Annotated in this window: 17 protein-coding genes; 5 read left to right on the forward strand and 12 right to left on the reverse strand. The window is 69.0% G+C overall.

Going from position 1 to position 16656, the window contains the following annotated elements; genetic code table 11:
• Nucleotides 1-9 precede the first annotated feature (9 nt).
• The 3 genes from HFP89_RS02805 to HFP89_RS02815 are packed head-to-tail and all read right to left on the reverse strand — an operon-like array spanning nucleotide 10 to nucleotide 2072.
• Nucleotides 10-594 carry a lytic transglycosylase domain-containing protein gene (locus HFP89_RS02805; protein ID WP_168716119.1) on the reverse strand — a complete coding sequence of 195 codons (585 nt, stop codon included), beginning with the start codon at nucleotides 592-594 and terminating at the stop codon, nucleotides 10-12.
• Nucleotide 595: 1 nt separating this feature from the next.
• Nucleotides 596-1354: a glucose 1-dehydrogenase gene (locus HFP89_RS02810; protein WP_168716120.1), complete on the reverse strand. Its 759-nt coding sequence runs from the start codon at nucleotides 1352-1354 to the stop codon at nucleotides 596-598.
• Nucleotides 1355-1385: 31 nt separating this feature from the next.
• Entirely contained in the window at nucleotides 1386-2072 is a 687-nt protein-coding gene (locus HFP89_RS02815; protein WP_168716121.1) for a histidine phosphatase family protein, read from the reverse strand.
• Nucleotides 2073-2435: 363 nt separating this feature from the next.
• Between HFP89_RS02815 and HFP89_RS02820 the strand changes: the two genes are divergently transcribed.
• Genes HFP89_RS02820 through sbcB form a run of 3 tightly spaced genes read left to right on the forward strand, consistent with a single transcriptional unit; the run spans nucleotide 2436 to nucleotide 4572 of the window.
• Complete coding sequence (locus HFP89_RS02820) at nucleotides 2436-2684, forward strand: GlsB/YeaQ/YmgE family stress response membrane protein (protein WP_168716122.1); 249 nt, start codon at nucleotides 2436-2438, stop codon at nucleotides 2682-2684.
• 33 nt (nucleotides 2685-2717) lie between these two features.
• Complete coding sequence (locus tag HFP89_RS02825) at nucleotides 2718-3107, forward strand: MAPEG family protein (protein WP_168716123.1); 390 nt, start codon at nucleotides 2718-2720, stop codon at nucleotides 3105-3107.
• 31 nt (nucleotides 3108-3138) lie between these two features.
• The gene (sbcB, locus tag HFP89_RS02830) at nucleotides 3139-4572 is read left to right on the forward strand and encodes an exodeoxyribonuclease I (protein ID WP_168716124.1); all 1434 of its coding nucleotides are present in this window, start codon (nucleotides 3139-3141) and stop codon (nucleotides 4570-4572) included.
• 310 nt (nucleotides 4573-4882) lie between these two features.
• Here sbcB and HFP89_RS02835 read toward each other — a convergent pair whose 3' ends face one another.
• From HFP89_RS02835 to radA, 5 genes are all read right to left on the reverse strand, one after another.
• A complete protein-coding gene (locus HFP89_RS02835; protein WP_168716125.1) occupies nucleotides 4883-5134 on the reverse strand; it encodes a hypothetical protein in 252 nt (83 codons plus the stop codon).
• 181 nt (nucleotides 5135-5315) lie between these two features.
• Entirely contained in the window at nucleotides 5316-6407 is a 1092-nt protein-coding gene (ychF, locus tag HFP89_RS02840) for a redox-regulated ATPase YchF (RefSeq protein ID WP_168716126.1), read from the reverse strand.
• Between the two features lie 19 nt (nucleotides 6408-6426).
• The gene (pth, locus tag HFP89_RS02845) at nucleotides 6427-7014 is read right to left on the reverse strand and encodes an aminoacyl-tRNA hydrolase (RefSeq protein WP_168716127.1); all 588 of its coding nucleotides are present in this window, start codon (nucleotides 7012-7014) and stop codon (nucleotides 6427-6429) included.
• 24 nt (nucleotides 7015-7038) lie between these two features.
• On the reverse strand, nucleotides 7039-7785 hold the full coding sequence (locus HFP89_RS02850; RefSeq protein ID WP_168716128.1) for a 50S ribosomal protein L25/general stress protein Ctc: 747 nt from the start codon (nucleotides 7783-7785) through the stop codon (nucleotides 7039-7041).
• Nucleotides 7786-8265: 480 nt separating this feature from the next.
• Nucleotides 8266-9639, reverse strand: coding sequence for a DNA repair protein RadA (radA, locus tag HFP89_RS02855; RefSeq protein ID WP_168716129.1), 1374 nt, complete (start codon nucleotides 9637-9639; stop codon nucleotides 8266-8268).
• A gap of 52 nt (nucleotides 9640-9691) precedes the next feature.
• On the opposite strand from radA, the gene HFP89_RS02860 reads away from it, so the two are divergent.
• Nucleotides 9692-10702: a sigma 54-interacting transcriptional regulator gene (locus tag HFP89_RS02860; RefSeq protein WP_168716130.1), complete on the forward strand. Its 1011-nt coding sequence runs from the start codon at nucleotides 9692-9694 to the stop codon at nucleotides 10700-10702.
• On the opposite strand, the gene alr is transcribed toward HFP89_RS02860, so the two are convergent.
• From alr to galU, 4 genes are read right to left on the reverse strand one after another with little or no spacing between them, the layout of a single operon-like run.
• Nucleotides 10660-11760, reverse strand: coding sequence for an alanine racemase (alr, locus tag HFP89_RS02865; RefSeq protein ID WP_168716131.1), 1101 nt, complete (start codon nucleotides 11758-11760; stop codon nucleotides 10660-10662). The genes HFP89_RS02860 and alr overlap by 43 nt on opposite strands.
• A 48-nt stretch (nucleotides 11761-11808) precedes the next feature.
• Nucleotides 11809-13713 (reverse strand): sulfate adenylyltransferase subunit CysN, encoded by a 1905-nt coding sequence (cysN, locus tag HFP89_RS02870; protein WP_168716132.1) that lies wholly within the window; start codon nucleotides 13711-13713, stop codon nucleotides 11809-11811.
• A gap of 1 nt (nucleotide 13714) precedes the next feature.
• Nucleotides 13715-14632 carry a sulfate adenylyltransferase subunit CysD gene (gene cysD / locus HFP89_RS02875; protein ID WP_168716133.1) on the reverse strand — a complete coding sequence of 306 codons (918 nt, stop codon included), beginning with the start codon at nucleotides 14630-14632 and terminating at the stop codon, nucleotides 13715-13717.
• Nucleotides 14629-15516, reverse strand: a complete 888-nt coding sequence (gene galU / locus HFP89_RS02880; protein ID WP_168716134.1) for a UTP--glucose-1-phosphate uridylyltransferase GalU — start codon at nucleotides 15514-15516, stop codon at nucleotides 14629-14631. Before galU ends, cysD begins: the two co-directional genes overlap by 4 nt.
• Nucleotides 15517-15729: 213 nt before the next feature.
• Here galU and HFP89_RS02885 point away from each other — a divergent pair, with 213 nt between their 5' ends.
• The gene (locus tag HFP89_RS02885) at nucleotides 15730-16644 is read left to right on the forward strand and encodes an NAD(P)-dependent oxidoreductase (RefSeq protein ID WP_168716135.1); all 915 of its coding nucleotides are present in this window, start codon (nucleotides 15730-15732) and stop codon (nucleotides 16642-16644) included.
• Nucleotides 16645-16656: the final 12 nt, after the last annotated feature.

Raw genomic sequence — 16656 nt, forward strand, 5'->3', positions numbered from 1 at the left:
CCGCGCGGCTCAGCTGCTGTAGCGGGCGCGCAGGATACGGACCCGCCGCAGGTATTCGCGGGTCTCGTCGAACGGCGGCACGCCGTTGTAGCGGTCGACCGCGCCCTCGCCGGCGTTGTAGGCCGCCACGGCCAGTTCCCAGTCGTTCTCGAAGCGCCGCAGCAGCTCGGCCAGATAGGCCACGCCGCCGGAAATGTTCTCGACCGGATCGAACGGATCGGCCACCCCGAAGCGGACCTGGGTCGCCGGCATCAGCTGCATCAGGCCCTGCGCACCGGCATGCGACTGGGCCGCCGGATTGAACCAGGACTCGGCGTGCATGATGGCCCGGACCAGCGCCTCGTCGACCCCGAACAGTTCGGCGGCCGCGCGCACTTCGTCACGGAACGGATCGCGCTTCAGCGGCGTGGCATGCCAGTCGACGCCCTTGATGCAGGTGCCGTAGCAGCCGATGTTCTCGAGGTCGGCGTACTTGCCTCGTTCCGGCGGGATGTTGGTCAGCACGGTGATGCCGTTCTCGTCGGTGTAGCGATAGACCTGGCCGACGACCGGGCCGGTCAGCACCACCAGGGCGAGAAGCGCCGCCGCCCGCATCTCAGAACCCGCCGGTCACCGTGATGCCGCCGTCGGCGGTAATGATCTGACCCGACAGCCAGGCCGAATCGGGGCCGACCAGGAAGGCGATGACCCGGGCGATGTCGTCCGGCTCGCCGATCCGGCCCAGCGGCGTGGTCGCTTCGAAGTGCTTGACCGCCCGCTCGTCGGCCAGCAGCGCCCTGGAAAAATCGGTGCGGATCAGACCGGGCGCGACGCCGTTGACGCGGATGCCGTCGCCGCCGAACTCCAGCGCGAGGTTGCGGACCAGCTGGTTCTCGGCCGCCTTCGACATGCCGTAGGCGCCGATGACCCGGTTGCCGAGCAGCCCGGCGATCGACGAGACCAGCACCACGGCGCCGCCGCCGGCCCCGGCGATGTGCGGACGCACCAGGTGGCTCAGCCGCAGGCTGCCGAACACGTTGTTGTGCATGATCACGTCGAAGGCCTTGCGATCGACGTTGTCGGACGGACCATAGACCGGGTTGCTGGCGGCGTTGAGCACCAGGTGATCGATCCGGCCGAAGGCCTCGACGGTGCCGTCCACCAGCGCCTCGAGCTGCTCGTCCTGGCCGACATGGCAGGCAATGGCGACCGCCTCGCCGCCGGCGCCGCGGATGGCCTCGGCGACCTGTTCGCAGGATTCCTGGTTACGGCTGGAGATCACCACGCGGTGGCCGCGGGCGGCGAGCAACTCGGCGGCCGCGCGGCCGATGCCGCGACTCGATCCGGTGATGATGGTGACGGGGCGTTCGCTCATTCAGGAAGTCCTTGGTCGAGACACGATTCGTTCAGGCCAGGGTGTGCTGATCGCCCGGCAAGTGGGCGACGCAATTGATGCGTTCGACCCGCCAACGCCCGTCGGGCAGGCGATGCAACTCGGTGACCGAGGCATTGTACAACGCGACATTCAAGCGGCGCTGCCAATCCAGGTCCTGCTCCAGCAGCACCGTGGCCAGGGTGCTGATGACGCCCGCCGAGGTCACGGCGGTGACCGTGTCGCTCTCCGCCATGGCCTCGACCAGCCGCCCCCCCGCGCGGCGCACCCTCTCGTCGAAGGCGCGCCAGCGGCCGTTGACCGGACACTCCAGCCGCTCGGTCTGCCAGGCGGAAAGCACCTCGGGAAACAGTTCGAGGAAGGTCTGCAGATAGGCCGCCGGGTCGGCCATCGCTTCGGGCGGCGGCGGCGTCATGCCCAGTCCCGAGGCCGGGTCGAACGCGGCGGTAAGCAGGTGGTCGACCCGGTACTCATCGAGTTCTGCATCGATGGCCTGGCGGTCACCGATCGAATCGGCGGTCTCGCGGTGGCGACGCAGGCCGCCGCGAACGATCCGGGCCGCGCCATCGATGCCGCGCAGGTGCGCACCCAGGCGCTCGGCCTGAGTGTGCCCGGTCGGCGACAGGCGATCGTAGTCGTCGGTCCCCAGCGAACCCTGAGCGTGCCGGACCAGAAGGAGACGATGTGCAGTGGCAGTCATCCGACTAGACTAGTGCACCCCGCCACTCTTTGTGTGACGTACAGCGTGCGCCTGAACCGACAGTGCAAGGCGCGGCCCGCAGTGTATGGCCAGCCCTTGACAGGGGACGCAACGCCGCGATGTCGGTTCGGGCGCGCTCATTGAAGGGCGAGCCGGAGCGCCTTGATCTGCGGCGTTCTGTCGCCTGGAAAGGACGGCGCCGTTCCCTGCGAGACAGGCCTTGCCGCCAAACGCTCTCCGACTGGCCATGCGTTACACGATGAATGGCGAAGTACACTAGCGCGAACGGCAAGTGAAAGGCGCGAACATCCGACGCCGAAACCGCTTGACTGTTCTCATCCGACTTCACCCAGGGAGCAACGCATGACCGTCGAAAGTCTTCTCGGCATTCTGATCATCGGTGGCCTGGCCGGCTGGGTTGCCGGCCTGCTGGTCCGGGGCAAGGGCCAGGGCATCGTCATGAACATCGTCGTCGGCATCGTCGGCGCGGTGCTCGGCAGCTGGCTGTTCGATTTCTTCGGCATCAGCGCGGCGGGCACGATCGGCAGCTTCGTCATCGCCGTGGTCGGCGCGGCCGTGCTGCTCGGCATTCTCCAGCTGGTCCGCAAGTAGTCGGCGGCAGGGGGGCGCACGGAGATGGCCGCGATGCCGGTGGAACTGAAGGTGCTCGGACTGGCCGCGCTGCTGCAGGCCGGCCAGTTGATCCTGATGGCCATCCCGGTCAACCGCCAGCTCGGCGTCGGCTATACGGCCGGCCCGCGCGACGAACCGCAGCAGCCGACCGGCATCGCCGGCCGACTGCTGCGCGCCTGCGACAACCATTTCGAAGGCCTGATCCTGTTCACGATCGCCGTGCTGGTGGTCGTGCTCGGCGACCGGAGCGACGGCTGGACCGCGGCCTGTGCATGGGTCTACCTGGTGGCCAGGGTGCTGTACGTACCGGCCTACGCCTGGGGCGTCTTCCTGCTGCGCTCGGCGCTCTGGGCGGTCGGGTTCCTGGCCACGCTGGCCCTGCTGCTGCTGGGGCTGTTCTGAGCCGCGACCGTTCGAGGAGAGAGAACTTCAGATGACGCGCGAAACCTTCCTCTGGCACGACTACGAGACTTTCGGTGCCGATCCGCGACGCGATCGTCCCTGCCAGTTCGCCGCGCTGCGCACCGACCTCGAGCTCGAACCGATCGGCGAACCGATCGTGCTCTACGCCCGGCCGGCAAGCGACCTGCTGCCGACGCCGGAAGCCTGCCTGATCACCGGCATCACGCCGCAGGACGCCGAGGAAAAAGGCGTGCCGGAATACGAGTTCGCGCGCCGGATCGAGGCGCTGATGAGCGAGCCCGGCAGCTGCGCGGTCGGCTACAACAACTTCCGCTTCGACGACGAGGTCACTCGCTTCCTGTTCTGGCGCAACTTCCTCGATCCCTATCGACGCGAATACGCCAACGGCAACAGCCGCTTCGACCTGATCGACCTGCTCCGGATGACGCGCGCGCTCCGACCCGAGGGCGTCGAGTGGGTCAACCGCGACGACGGCACGCCGGGCTTCCGGCTCGAGGACCTGGCCGCGGCCAACGGCTTCGACACCGAACACGCGCACGATGCGCTGGCCGACGTGCGCAATACGCTCGGCATGGCCCGACGGGTGAGGACCGCCCAGCCGCGGCTGTGGACCTGGGCGCTGCGGCTGCGCGACAAGGCCACGGTCGACGGCCTCTTGAGCAAGCGCGAAGTGCTGCTGCACGTCTCCTCGCGCTACCCGGCCGGCGAGGGCTGCATCGCGCCGGTGCTGCCGCTGTTCCGCCATCCGCAGATCGCCAGCCAGTGGCTGGTCTGGAATCTCCGCGTCGATCCCGCGCCGTTCGCGGATCTCGACGACGAACTGCTCGGCGACCTGTACTGGACCCCGGCGGCCGACCTGCCCGAAGACATGCAGCGCCTGCCGGTAAAGTGGGTGCGGACCAATCGCTGTCCGATGCTGTCACCGACCGGCGTGCTCGACGAATCGGCGGCCGAGCGCACCGGCATCGACCTGGCCGCCGCGCACCGTCACGCCGACCGGCTGTCCGCCGAGTCCGAGCTGGTCACCGGGCTGATGCGCGTATTCGGCGCGCCGCATAGCGGCGACGAAGTCGATCCCGAACAGGCCTTGTACGCCGGCTTCGTCCCGCGCGAGGACCGGGCCCGCATGGAACCGCTGGCGACGATGGCGCCCGAAGATGCCGCGGCCTGGATCAACCGCGAAGCCGAGCCGTTCACCGACCCGAGACTCAACGCGCTGCTGCTGCGCTTCGCCGGACGCCATGCGCCGGATGCACTGGACCCGGAACCCCGCGCGGAGTGGGACGCCTGGCGGCGCCGCCGCCTGGTCGACGATCCGGACCTGGCGTCGATCCAGATCGACGGCTACCGCGCCCGGCTCGATGCGCTTCGCCCGCTGCATCCGGATCGTGCCGATCTGCTCGATGCGCTGGCTGCCTGGCCGGCCCGGCTGGGACTGGTCTGAACCGTCGGAACAAGCGGTCCACGGCAAGCTTCCGGTCTGACTTCAACGACTTGCGAACAGCCGGCGGCCGGGTCGTTGCAGCGCTCGTTATGCACATGCTCCGCGTCGAGCCCCTTGACAGATTCTTTACGTAAAATTCCTACAAAGCCCGTCAAGCTTTACGCCATAAATCATTGTAATTTATGGATTTGTATGGAACTGGCTGATTTTTGGTCAATTCCGTGACGATCATGTGCCTATCGGGGCACGCCGATTTACACACAAAGTTTTCCACAGCTTTTGTGGATAAACATCGGCGGGCCGAAACGGCTCAGGCCACGGCCAGCGCCAGTTGACCGGGTGCCGGCCCGGGCGACCCTCGGCGGGTGCGTTCGACCGCCTGGCGCAGCAGGCGATCGCTGCGTGGCGAGACGAACTCCAGGGTGGTGCCGTCGTCGAACTGCAGCATCATGACCACCGGCGGTTCGCCGTTGCGGCCCGGCCGGGCAATCACGCCCTGGATGCACTTGCCGACGATGCCATCGCGCAGGCCGCGGCTGGTGCGGGGATCGATCGAATCCATGAAACGCTCCTTTTCGTCCGGTTCGGGCACAGTGAACCACCCCGGCTTCTCAAAAGCCGAGAACGTCGGAGTCGTGTGCGGTCATCGCGAGCAGGAATCGCCCATCGGACTGCGCATCGGGCAGCCCATCCGGTCCTGGAATTCGTCGCGACAGCGCGGCGGCCAACCCGCCGCGCAATGGTCAGACGTTGAAGCGGAAGTGCATCACGTCGCCCTCGGCGACGACGTACTCCTTGCCTTCCAGTCGGAGCTTGCCGGCCGCCTTCGCACCGGCCTCGCCGCCGGCGGCGATGTAGTCCTCGTAGGCGGTGACTTCGGCGCGGATGAAGCCCTTCTGGAAGTCGGTGTGGATCCGCCCGGCGGCCTCCGGCGCAGTCGCACCGCGGCGCACCGTCCAGGCGCGGACTTCCTTCGGGCCGGCGGTGAAGAAGGTCAACAGGTCCAGCAGCGCGTAGCCGGCCCGGATCAGCCGGTTCAGCCCCGGCTCGGTCTCGCCGAGGTCGGCCAGGAATTCGGCCTGTTCCTCGGGCGCGAGCTGGGCCAGCTCCGCCTCCATCGCGGCCGAGACCACCACGATTTCGGCGCCCTCGGCGTCGGCGCGCGCCCGCACTGCGGCCACCATGGGGTTGTCGTCTGCGCTGGTGTCATCGACATTGGCGACATACAGCACCGGCTTGGCGGTGATGAACTGCCAGCTGCGCAAGCGGGCACGGTCGTCGCCCTCGAGCGCCATCGAGCGGAGCGGGTCGCCGGCGCCCAGGTGAGCGACCACGCGTTCGAGCAGCGCGGCCAGCTTCATCGCGTCCTTGTCGCCGGACTTGGTCTGCTTGGCGGTCCGCGCCAGCGCCTTCTCGGCGGCGTCGAGATCGGCCAGCACCAGTTCGGTATCGATGGTCTCGATGTCGGATATCGGATCGACCCGACCGGCGACATGAGTGACATCCTCGTCCTCGAAGCAGCGCACGATGTGTGCGATCGCGTCGGTTTCGCGGATGTGGGCCAGGAACTTGTTGCCCAGGCCCTCGCCCCTGGAGGCCCCGGCCACCAGGCCGGCGATGTCGACGAACTGCATGGTGGTCGGGATCACCTTTTCCGGCTTGACGATACCGGCCAGCGCCTCCAGCCGCGGGTCGGGCACCGGCACCATGCCGACGTTCGGATCGATGGTGCAGAACGGGTAGTTCTCGGCCGCGATCTCGGCCCGGGTCAGGCAGTTGAACAGGGTCGACTTGCCGACGTTCGGCAGTCCGACGATTCCGCACTTGAATCCCATCTGAAGGTCCTCGAATCGGTCAGGCCGAACGCCCGCGGGCGTGCAGCGTCTTCATCGCCTCGCCGGCGCGACCGGCCAGGAAATCGGGCAGCACCGCCACCGAGCGGTCGATGGACTCCACGATGGCGTTCTCGTCGTCGGCCGGCGCGCGACCCAGCACCCAGGGGGTGACCTGCTCGGCCAGGCCCGGGTGGCCGATGCCGATGCGCAGGCGCCAGAAGTCCTGCGTGCCCAGGTGTCGGAACGTGCTGCGCAGGCCGTTGTGACCGCCGTGACCGCCGCCCTGCTTCAGCCGTGCGGTGCCCGGCGGCAGGTCCAGCTCGTCGTGCGCGATCAGCACCCTGTCGGCAGGGATCCGATAGAAGTCGGCCGCCGCCCGGATCGACTGCCCGGACTCGTTCATGAAGGTCCCGGGCGCCAGCAGCACCGCATCGATGCCGTCGATGCGCGTCTTCAGGGCCTGGCCGTGCAGCTTCTTCTCGTTGCGCAGTTCGCCGCCGTGGCGTCGAAGCAGCGCATCCAGAAACCAGAACCCGGCATTGTGCCGGGTCCGGTCGTACTTCGGGCCGGGGTTGCCCAGCCCGGCAATCAGCCAGAGGCCATCCATGGATGGACTGTCCGCGGCGCGGCCTTACTCGGCCTTGTTCTCGTCGTCGGACGACGCCCCGGACTCGCCTTCGGACTCGTCGGCCTGTTCGCCTTCGCTTGCATCCTCCGCCTCGCCGACTTCGGGCTCGGCACCTTCGGCCAGCGCGGCATCGGCCTCGGCGGCCAGCTCACCGGAACCCTGGCCGGCGCGAACGAACACGGCCGTGACCAGTGCGGCGTTGTAGTCCTCGTCGTACTCGACGGCGGGAATCATCACGCCCTCGGGCAGCGAAAGGTCGCGCAGCGTGACGGACGCACCCGGCTCCAGCTTGCCGAGATCGACCTCGATGTATTCCGGCAGGTCCTTCGGCAGCGCTTCGATCTCGACGTCCATCATCTGGTAGGAAATCACCACGCCGCCCTTCTTGCCGGCCGGCGAGGTTTCCTCGTTGATGAAGTGGACCGGCACCGACATGCGGATGGGCTGGTCGTCCTTCACGCGCAGGAAGTCGACGTGCATGATGCGCAGTTTGTAGGGATGGCGCTGCAGGTCGCGCAGGACGACCTTCTGCTTGCGGCCGTCACCGACCGTCAGCTCGAGGATCGAGGCGTGGAAGGCCTCTTCGTCGGCGGCGTGCAGGATGAAGTCATGTTCCAGCGTCAGCGCGACCGGATCCCGGCCGGCGCCGTACAGCACGGCCGGCACCTTGTTCGCGTGACGCAGGCGGCGGCTCGCACCTTTCCCCACATCCTCGCGGACTTCGGCCGGCACCTTGTAGATCTTGCTCATGGAGATGCCCTTTTCGAATTGGATTGAATGCACCGGACGCCCGCGACCAGGCCTCCGGACCAGCCGCCCATTATAGACCGGGAAGCGGGGCGAGCGAAAGCCCATCAACGGCCGGCTCAGTGAACAGGGGCCATCGAAAACGTACCGCGGATGAATGCAGATGAACGCAGATGCAGATCCGCGGGAGCCGGGCCATCTCGATCGGCCCCGCCGCCGGCTGACGTGATCACTTTCCGGAGCCTCCTGAGGAACAGGCGTGCTCCAGCGGTTCACGAATCGCTCGAGGGTTCTGCAGTGCGGACTTCGAGGCCCTGGGCGCCATGCCGGCTACTCCCCCCGGTCGACGAACCGGGATGCAGTTCCAATCCGCCTTCATCTGCGGCGTTCTGTCTCCTGGAAAGGACGCTGCCATTCCCTGCGAGACAGGCCTTGCAGCCAAACGCGCTCCGACTCGCTATCCGTTACACGACGAGTGGCGGGCTAGGACTCCGCCTCGCGTGCGGCCGCCAGGGCGTCGGCCAGGCGCTTGCAGCCGCGCAGATCCAGCTTCGCCTTGACGCCCTTGACGTTGCCGGCCGGGACCAGCGCGGTGCGGAAGCCCTGCTGGGCGGCTTCGCGCAGGCGCTCCTCGCCGTTGTAGACCGGCCGCAGCTCGCCCGACAGTCCGACTTCGCCGAACGCGACCAGGCCGCGCGGCGGCGGCTTCTCGCGCAGTGAGGATTGCAAGGCCAGGGCCACGGCCAGGTCGGATGCGGTTTCGCCGACGCGGATGCCGCCGGTGACGTTGACGAACACGTCCTGGTCACCGACCTGGATGCCGCAATGACGGTGCATGACGGCGAGCAGCATCGCCAGCCGGCCGGCATCGATCCCGACCGCGACGCGACGCGGCTGCGACAGGCTGCTGGGTGCGACCAGCGCCTGGACTTCGACCAGCATCGGCCGGGTGCCCTCGCGGGTGACCAGCACGCAGGAGCCGGCAGCCGGCTCGCTGTCCTCGGACAAGAAGATCGCCGAGGGGTTGGACACGGCGCGCAGGCCGCCGTCGGTCATCGCGAACACGCCGAGCTCGTTGGCTGCGCCGAAGCGGTTCTTGACCGAGCGGATCAAACGGAAGCGGCTGCCGGAATCGGACTCGAAGTACAGCACGCCGTCGACCATGTGTTCGAGCACCCGCGGTCCGGCCAGCGCGCCTTCCTTGGTCACGTGGCCGACCAGCACCACGCTGCAGCCGGTCTGCTTGGCGAACTGGACCAGCCGCGACGCGCATTCGCGGACCTGGGCCACCGCACCGGGCGCAGACTGGAGCGCGTCGCTCCACAGCGTCTGGATCGAATCGACGACCAGGAAGCGCGGCCGGTTGGCCGCGGCAGTGGCCAGGATGGTTTCCAGCCGGGTCTCGGTCAGGCATTCCAGCCGCTCCGGGTCCAGGCCCAGCCGGCGCGCCCGCATCGCGACCTGGGCGGCCGATTCCTCGCCGGTCACGTACAGCGACTTCAGCCGTTCGGCCACCGCGGCCTGGGCCTGCAGCAGCAGCGTCGACTTGCCGATGCCGGGGTCTCCGCCGATCAGGGTCACCGACCCCGGCACCAGTCCGCCGCCGAGAACGCGATCGAGCTCGCTCAGCCCGGACGAGAAGCGCGGGGTGTCCTCGGCCTTGACCGCGCCGAGCGTGACGACCTCGGCCGAGGCCTCGCCGGTCCAGCTGCGGGTGCGCTGACGCGGTCCGCCGGTGTCGGCCGGGACGCTTTCCTCGAGGCTGTTCCAGGCGCCGCAGTCCGGGCACTGTCCGGACCACTTGGGCTGGCTGGCGCCGCATTCGCCGCAGACGTACAGGGTCTTGGTCTTCGCCATGACGCTATTCTCGCAGAAGCGGCCGCGGGGAACCGGCCCGGGCCGCCGTACAATGACTGCGATCCTTGATGCGGAGCGCCCCGGCGTGCAGCGCGAAGAGCAACCCCTGATCGGCGAGTCCGGCGCCTTCCTGTCGGTGCTGGAGCGCGCCTCGAAGGCGGCCCGTCTCGACCGCCCGCTGCTGATCGTCGGCGAGCGCGGCACCGGCAAGGAACTGATCGCCGAGCGGGTCCATTTCCTGTCGCCGCGCTGGGACCAGCCGCTGGTCAAGCTCAACTGCGCGGCGATCAGCCCCGCCCTGCTCGAATCGGAATTGTTCGGCCACGAGGCCGGCGCCTTCACCGACGCGGCCCGGACCCGGATCGGCCGCTTCGAACAGGCCGACGGCGGCACCCTGGTGCTCGACGAACTGGCCACCACGGCCCCGGCCGTGCAGGAAAAGATCCTGCGCATCATCGAGTACGGCGAGTTCGAGCGACTCGGCAGTTCACAGACCAGGCAGATCGACGTTCGCGTGATCGGCGCCACCAACGAGGACCTGCCGGCGCTGGCCCGGGCCGGCCGCTTCCGCGCCGACCTGCTGGACCGGCTGTCGTTCGACGTGATCACGCTGCCACCGCTGCGCGAACGCGCCGACGACATCGTGCCGCTGGCCGAGCACTTCGCGATCCGGATGAGCCGCGAACTCGGCCGGGCGCTGTTCGCCGGGTTCACCGCCACCGCCGTCGAACAGCTGCTGCACTGGCCCTGGCCGGGCAACGTGCGCGAATTGAAGAACGTGATCGAACGCGCGGTGTATCGACTGGAGTCGGCCGACCAGCGGATCGACGCGCTGCAGTTCGACCCGTTCGAATCGCCGTGGCGGCCGGCCTTCGTCGATCCGAACGCCACCCCGACGCGGCCGCCCGAGGACCTCAAGGCCTGGCTGGCCGAACAGGAACAGCGCTGGATCGAACAGGCGCTGTCCGAATGCGGCCACCACCAGAAGCGCACGGCCGCGCGGCTGGGGCTGAGCTACGATCAGCTGCGCGCGGCGCTGCGCAAGTACGGGATTTCGCGGTAGCGGACCCGGCGCGTGACGCGGCAGACCAGCTCGTACGGGATGGTTCCGGCGGCGCGCGCAATTTCTTCGACCGGAAGCCCCCGGCCCCACAGCACCACCGGGTCGCCGACGGCGGCATCCGGCTGACCGGCGAGGTCGACCGTGGCCATATCCATCGAGACCCGGCCGGCCAGCGCCTGGCGCCGCCCGTTGACCAGCACCGGCGTGCCGTCCGGCAGGTTGCGCGGATAGCCGTCGCCGTAGCCGATCGCGGCCACGCCGATCCGCACGTCGCGCGCGGCGCGGTAGCGCGCGCCGTAGCCGACCGCGTCGCCGGCCGGCACGTCGCGTACCGAGATCAGCCGGGATTCCAGCGTCATGACCGGATCGAGGCCGAGCTCGGGACCGTCGCGATCGGCCAGCGGCGAGACCCCGTAGGGCAGCAACCCGGCCCGGACCCAGTCGCGACGTGCACCGGGGCGGGTCAGCAGCGCGGCGCTGTTGGCCACGCAATGCGGGCCGTCCAGGCCGGCCACGGCGGCGTCGAAGGCCGCCAGCTGGTGGTCGGTCATCGCGCCCTCGGGGTCATCGGCGCAGGCGAAGTGGGTCATCAGCACGACCGTCTCCACGCCGGGCAGCGCGTGCAGGCGGCGATAGGCCGCCTCGGCCGCCTCCAGCGCGAAACCCAGTCGGTGCATGCCGCTGTCGAGCTTCAGCCAGACCCGCGGCCCGGGCGAGCCGCCGGCGGCTTCGATCCAGTGCAGTTGCTCCGGCGAATGCACGACCATTTCCAGCGCCAGCGCGTCGACCACCGGCAGCTCTTCGGCCGCCATCACGCCCTCGAGCAGCAATACCGGGGTGCGCGGATCCAGCGCACGGATCGCACGGGCCTCGTCGAGCGTGGCCACCGCCAGCAGGTCGGCCTCGACCAGCGCCGGCAGGCAACGCTCCAGTCCGTGGCCGTAGGCATCGGCCTTGACCACGGCCATCACCCGCGCCTCGCCGGCCCAGCCCCGCACCCGATCGAGGTTGCGGGCCAGCGCTGCAACATCGATGACGGCTTCGGTACCTCGCGCCATGAACTCGCGCTCCAGGGAAAGAAGGGAATCGGCCGACCGCGGCGGGCTTCAGCCGATCAGGATGCCGCGACGTTTCAGGTAGGCCAGCAGCTCTTCGACGCACTCGTCGACGCTGAGTTCAGCGGTATCGACCACGATTTCGGGCTCTTCCGGGGCTTCGTACGGTGAATCGATGCCGGTGAAGTTGCGGATCACGCCGGCCCGCGCCTTGGCATACAGGCCCTTGGGGTCACGCGATTCGCAGACCTCCAGCGGCGCGTCGACGTGGATCTCGATGAACTCGCCGTCTTCCATCAGCTCGCGGACCAGCGCACGATCGGCCCGGAACGGCGAAATGAACGCCGACAGCACGACCAGGCCGGCGTCGGCCATCAGCCGGGCGACTTCGCCGATCCGCCGGATGTTCTCGACCCGGTCCTCGTCGGTGAAGCCCAGGTCGCGATTGAGCCCGTGGCGGACGTTGTCGCCGTCGAGCAGATAACTGTGGTGCCCGCGCTGGAACAGCGCCTGCTCCAGCGCGTTGGCCACGGTCGATTTGCCGGCGCCGGACAGCCCGGTGAACCACAGCACGGCCGGCCGCTGCGCCTTCTGGGCCGCGCGCGAGCGCTTGTCGACGCTCTGGCGGTGCCAGGTCACGTTCTCGGACTTGTCGGTCAGCGCGTCGGTGACCGGACGGACGATCATCCCGGCGCCGACGGTCAGGTTGCTGACCCGGTCGACCAGGATGAACGCACCGCTGCCGGGCTGTGAGTGGTAGGCGTCGAAGGCCAGCGCGCGGCCGGTGCGGATGCGGCAATGACCGATCTCGTTGAGCGCGAGCTGCTCGGCCGGCTGGTGTTCGAGGGTATTGACGTCGATGCGGTGATGGATGGCCTCCGGCGTTGCCGGCAGCTCGGTGGCGGCCAGCTTCATGTCGTACTGCCGGCCCGGCAGCATCGGCCGGTCGTGCATCCAGACCACCCGCGCGTCGAAGCAATCGCCGACGCGCGGCAGCTGCTCGGCGTGGACCAGCATGTCGCCGCGAGAGACGTCGATCTCGTCGGCCAGGGTCAGGGTCAGCGACTGTCCGGCCACGCCCCGATCGACGGCACGCCCGTGCAACAGCACCTCGGCCACCTCGCTGCGCCGGCCCGATGGCAGGACCACGACCGGATCGCCGGGCGCCACGCATCCGCCGGCCAGCTGGCCGCAGAAGCCGCGGAAATCGGATCGGCTGCGGTTGACGTACTGGACCGGGAATCGCATCGGCCGCCGCGAATCGTCACCGCCGCCGGCCGGCACGGACTCCAGCCACTCGAGCACGCTCGGACCGTCGTACCAGGTCATCGACTCCGACGGCCGGGTCACGTTGGCGCCGGTCAGCGCGCTGACCGGCACGCAGCGGTAGTGCGCGATGCCGAGCTGGCGCGCGAAGTCCTCGTAGTCGCGTTCGATCGCCTCGAAGGTGGCGCGATCGTGGTCGACGGCGTCCATCTTGTTGACCGCGACGAGCACCTGCTCGATGCCGAGCAGGTGGACCAGGTAGCTGTGTCGACGCGTCTGGACCTGCATGCCGCGGGTGGCGTCGACCAGCACCACCGCCGCGCGCGCAGTCGAGGCCCCGGTCACCATGTTGCGGGTGTACTGCTCGTGGCCGGGGGTGTCGGCGATGATGAACTTGCGCGACTCGGTGGTGAAATAGCGGTAGGCGACGTCGATCGTGATGCCCTGCTCACGCTCGGCCTGGAGGCCGTCGACCAGCAGCGCCAGGTCCGGCGCATCACCGGTCGTGCCGTACTTGCGCGAGTCGCGTTCGACGGCGGCCAGCTGGTCCTCGAACACCTGCTGGGTATCGAACAGCAGCCGACCGATCAGCGTCGACTTGCCGTCGTCGACCGAGCCGCAGGTGATGAAGCGCAGCAGGTCCTTGCCGCGGTGCTGCTCGAGGTAGGCGTGGATGTCGAACTCGGTCATGTCAGAAGTATCCCTGCTGCTTCTTCTGTTCCATCGACGAGGCGGCGTCGTGGTCGATCGCGCGGCCCTGACGCTCGGAGGAGCGTGCGACCAGCATCTCGTGGATGATGTCCGGCAGCGTGGCGGCCTCGGAGCGGATCGCGCCGGTCAGCGGGTAGCAACCCAGTGTGCGGAAGCGCACGCGTTCCATCCGCGGCGTTTCCCCCGGCTCCAGCGGCAGCCGGTCGTCGTCGACGACGATCAGCATGCCGTTGCGATCGACGACCGGGCGCTCGTCGGCGAAATACAGCGACGGCACCGGGATGTTCTCGAGGTGGATGTACTGCCAGACGTCGAGCTCGGTCCAGTTCGACAGCGGGAACACCCGGATGCTCTCGCCGTCGGCGACCCGGCCGTTGTACAGGTTCCAGAGTTCCGGCCGCTGGTTCTTCGGATCCCAGCGGTGATGCCGATCGCGGAACGAGAACACCCGCTCCTTGGCCCGCGACCGCTCCTCGTCGCGCCGCGCGCCGCCGAATGCCGCGTCGACCCGGTACCTGGTCAAGGCCTGTTTGAGCGCCTGGGTCTTCAGCACGTCGGTATGGACACCCGGGCTGTGGTCGATCGGGTTGATGCCCTGCTCCAGCCCCTCGACGTTGCGGTGCGTGATCAGTTCGATGTCGTCTTCGGCCGCGACCCGGTCGCGGAACGCGTAGACCTCCTGGAACTTCCAGGTCGTATCGATGTTGAGCAGCGAAAACGGCAGCCGGCCCGGCGCGAAGGCCTTGCGCGCCAGGTGCAGCATGACCGCAGAGTCCTTGCCGATCGAGTACAGCATGACCGGGCGCTGGGCCGTGGCCGCGACCTCGCGGATGATGTGGACGGACTCCGCTTCCAGTGCCTCGAGATGGGTCAGCCGGCAATCGGCATCGGTGCTCATGCGCTCACCTCGCGATCGCGCAGGAAGGCGGCAAAGTCCGCGCCCAGCTCGGGGTGGTTCAGCGCATAGTCGACGGTGGCCCGGAGGTAGCCGAGCTTGCTGCCGCAGTCGTAATGAGTGCCCTCGAACTCGAGGCAGTCCACGCCCTGCTCGTCGATCAGCGAGGCGATCGCGTCGGTCAGCTGGATCTCGCCGCGATGATCCGGCGCGGTGGTTTCGAGCAGCTGGAAGATCCGCGGGGTAAGGATGTAGCGACCGACCACGGCCAGGTTCGAGGGCGCGTCCTCGGGTGCCGGCTTCTCGACGATGCCGCGCACCGAATGGAACCGTTCGCCGGACTCGGCCTCGATATCGACCACGCCGTAGTGCTGGGTGCGCGACGGCTCGACCGCCTCGACGCTGATCACCGAGCGGCCGGTGGCCGCGTAGCGTTCGGCCAGCTGCATCATCACCGGTCGGTCGCCGGCCTCGATCAGGTCGTCGGCCAGGATCACCCCGAACGGCTTGTCGCCGACCAGCGGCCGCGCGCACAGCACCGCGTGGCCGAGGCCGAGCGCTTCGCGCTGGCGTACGTAGACGCAGTGGATGCCCTCCGGCAGCACGCCGCGCACGGTATCGAGCAGGTCCTGCTTGCCGCGCTGGGCCAGCTCGGTTTCGAGCTCGTAGGCCATGTCGAAATGGTCCTCCAGCGCGCGCTTGGTGCGGCCGGTGACGAACACCAGGGTCCGGGCCCCGGCCGCGATCGCTTCTTCCACTGCGTACTGGATCAGCGGCTTGTCGACGATCGGGAGCATTTCCTTCGGGCTGGCCTTGGTCGCCGGCAGGAACCGGGTGCCGAGACCGGCCACGGGAAAGACCACCGTTTCGATGGCGCTGCGGGTCATGGAGCTTGTCCTCGAGACGCGTGACTGCGAGGTATTCTACCCGGCCCGATTTCGGCCTGTCCGGGCCCGGCCGGCGCCGTCATGAAATCGTCATGCCCGTGGCCACCGCGCTTCGTTGGTAACGACTCGGGGCTTCACATCGAAGGCACATCGACCGCCCGTGCGCCGCGGCCGGGTACAGTGAACGATCAACGAGACCGGAGGCCGACTGCCATGGCGTTCCTGATCATCGCGCCGGGTCGCGACACCCGCGCGCTGGAAGCCGAACTGAGACGGCTCGAGCCGGGGCTGGACCTGCGCGTCTGGCCGCAGCTGGGCGACGCCGCTGCGATCCGCTTCGCGCTGGCCTGGAATGCGCCGGCCGGCGTGTTCGGCGACCTGCCGGCGCTCTGCACGGTGGCCTCGCTCGGCGCCGGTGTCGATGCCCTGGTCGACCGCCCGGACCTGCCGGAGACCGTTCCGGTGACCCGGCTGGCCGGTCCGCGACTGGCCGCCGACCTGGCCGCCTACCTGGTCGCGATGACGGTGGACTGGTGGAAACGGCTCGACGAACAGCGCCACGACCGCAGCTGGCGGCCGCGGCCGCCCCGGCCGGCACCGCGGATCGGGCTGCTGGGCCTGGGCCGGATGGGCCGGCGCGCCGCCCAGGCGTTCCGGTCGCTGGACCTCGAGGTGGCCGGCTGGAACCGCTCCGGCCGGGCCGACGACGGCCTACCGGTCGAGTGCGGCGACGACGGACTCGTTCGACTGGCCGGGCGCTCGGACGTGCTGATCAACCTGCTGCCGCTGACCGCCGCCACGCGCGGGATCATCGATGCCCGACTGCTGGCCGCGCTGCCCGCCGACAGCCTGCTGATCAACGTCGGTCGCGGTGCTCACGTGATCGAACACGACCTGCTGGCCGCGCTCGATGCCGGCCGACCCGGGCGCGCGGTGCTGGACGTGTTCGAGACCGAGCCGCTGCCGGACGATCACCCGTTCCGGCGCCATCCCGACGTGGTGGTCACGCCGCACGTCGCCGCGCTGACCGATCCGCGCGAGGCGGCCGAGCTGGCGCTGGCCCAGTGGCGCTGCGTCGAGCGCGGCGCGCCGCCCCCGGACGCGGTCGACCGCGTCCGGGGGTACTGAACGGTCCGCGGC

Origin of the sequence: Wenzhouxiangella sp. XN79A, assembly GCF_012272825.1 — a bacterium.
In the GTDB taxonomy this organism is placed as follows: Bacteria; Pseudomonadota; Gammaproteobacteria; order Xanthomonadales; family Wenzhouxiangellaceae.

What these genes read in the sequence shown, in the direction of transcription:
- HFP89_RS02805 (WP_168716119.1), bottom strand. Translation starts at nt 594, where the DNA reads ATGCGGGCGGCGGCGCTTCTCGCCCTGGTGGTGCTGACCGGCCCGGTC.
- HFP89_RS02810 (WP_168716120.1), bottom strand. Translation starts at nt 1,354, where the DNA reads ATGAGCGAACGCCCCGTCACCATCATCACCGGATCGAGTCGCGGCATC.
- HFP89_RS02815 (WP_168716121.1), bottom strand. Translation starts at nt 2,072, where the DNA reads ATGACTGCCACTGCACATCGTCTCCTTCTGGTCCGGCACGCTCAGGGT.
- HFP89_RS02820 (WP_168716122.1), top strand. Translation starts at nt 2,436, where the DNA reads ATGACCGTCGAAAGTCTTCTCGGCATTCTGATCATCGGTGGCCTGGCC.
- HFP89_RS02825 (WP_168716123.1), top strand. Translation starts at nt 2,718, where the DNA reads ATGCCGGTGGAACTGAAGGTGCTCGGACTGGCCGCGCTGCTGCAGGCC.
- sbcB (WP_168716124.1), top strand. Translation starts at nt 3,139, where the DNA reads ATGACGCGCGAAACCTTCCTCTGGCACGACTACGAGACTTTCGGTGCC.
- HFP89_RS02835 (WP_168716125.1), bottom strand. Translation starts at nt 5,134, where the DNA reads ATGGATTCGATCGATCCCCGCACCAGCCGCGGCCTGCGCGATGGCATC.
- ychF (WP_168716126.1), bottom strand. Translation starts at nt 6,407, where the DNA reads ATGGGATTCAAGTGCGGAATCGTCGGACTGCCGAACGTCGGCAAGTCG.
- pth (WP_168716127.1), bottom strand. Translation starts at nt 7,014, where the DNA reads ATGGATGGCCTCTGGCTGATTGCCGGGCTGGGCAACCCCGGCCCGAAG.
- HFP89_RS02850 (WP_168716128.1), bottom strand. Translation starts at nt 7,785, where the DNA reads ATGAGCAAGATCTACAAGGTGCCGGCCGAAGTCCGCGAGGATGTGGGG.
- radA (WP_168716129.1), bottom strand. Translation starts at nt 9,639, where the DNA reads ATGGCGAAGACCAAGACCCTGTACGTCTGCGGCGAATGCGGCGCCAGC.
- HFP89_RS02860 (WP_168716130.1), top strand. Translation starts at nt 9,692, where the DNA reads ATGACTGCGATCCTTGATGCGGAGCGCCCCGGCGTGCAGCGCGAAGAG.
- alr (WP_168716131.1), bottom strand. Translation starts at nt 11,760, where the DNA reads ATGGCGCGAGGTACCGAAGCCGTCATCGATGTTGCAGCGCTGGCCCGC.
- cysN (WP_168716132.1), bottom strand. Translation starts at nt 13,713, where the DNA reads ATGACCGAGTTCGACATCCACGCCTACCTCGAGCAGCACCGCGGCAAG.
- cysD (WP_168716133.1), bottom strand. Translation starts at nt 14,632, where the DNA reads ATGAGCACCGATGCCGATTGCCGGCTGACCCATCTCGAGGCACTGGAA.
- galU (WP_168716134.1), bottom strand. Translation starts at nt 15,516, where the DNA reads ATGACCCGCAGCGCCATCGAAACGGTGGTCTTTCCCGTGGCCGGTCTC.
- HFP89_RS02885 (WP_168716135.1), top strand. Translation starts at nt 15,730, where the DNA reads ATGGCGTTCCTGATCATCGCGCCGGGTCGCGACACCCGCGCGCTGGAA.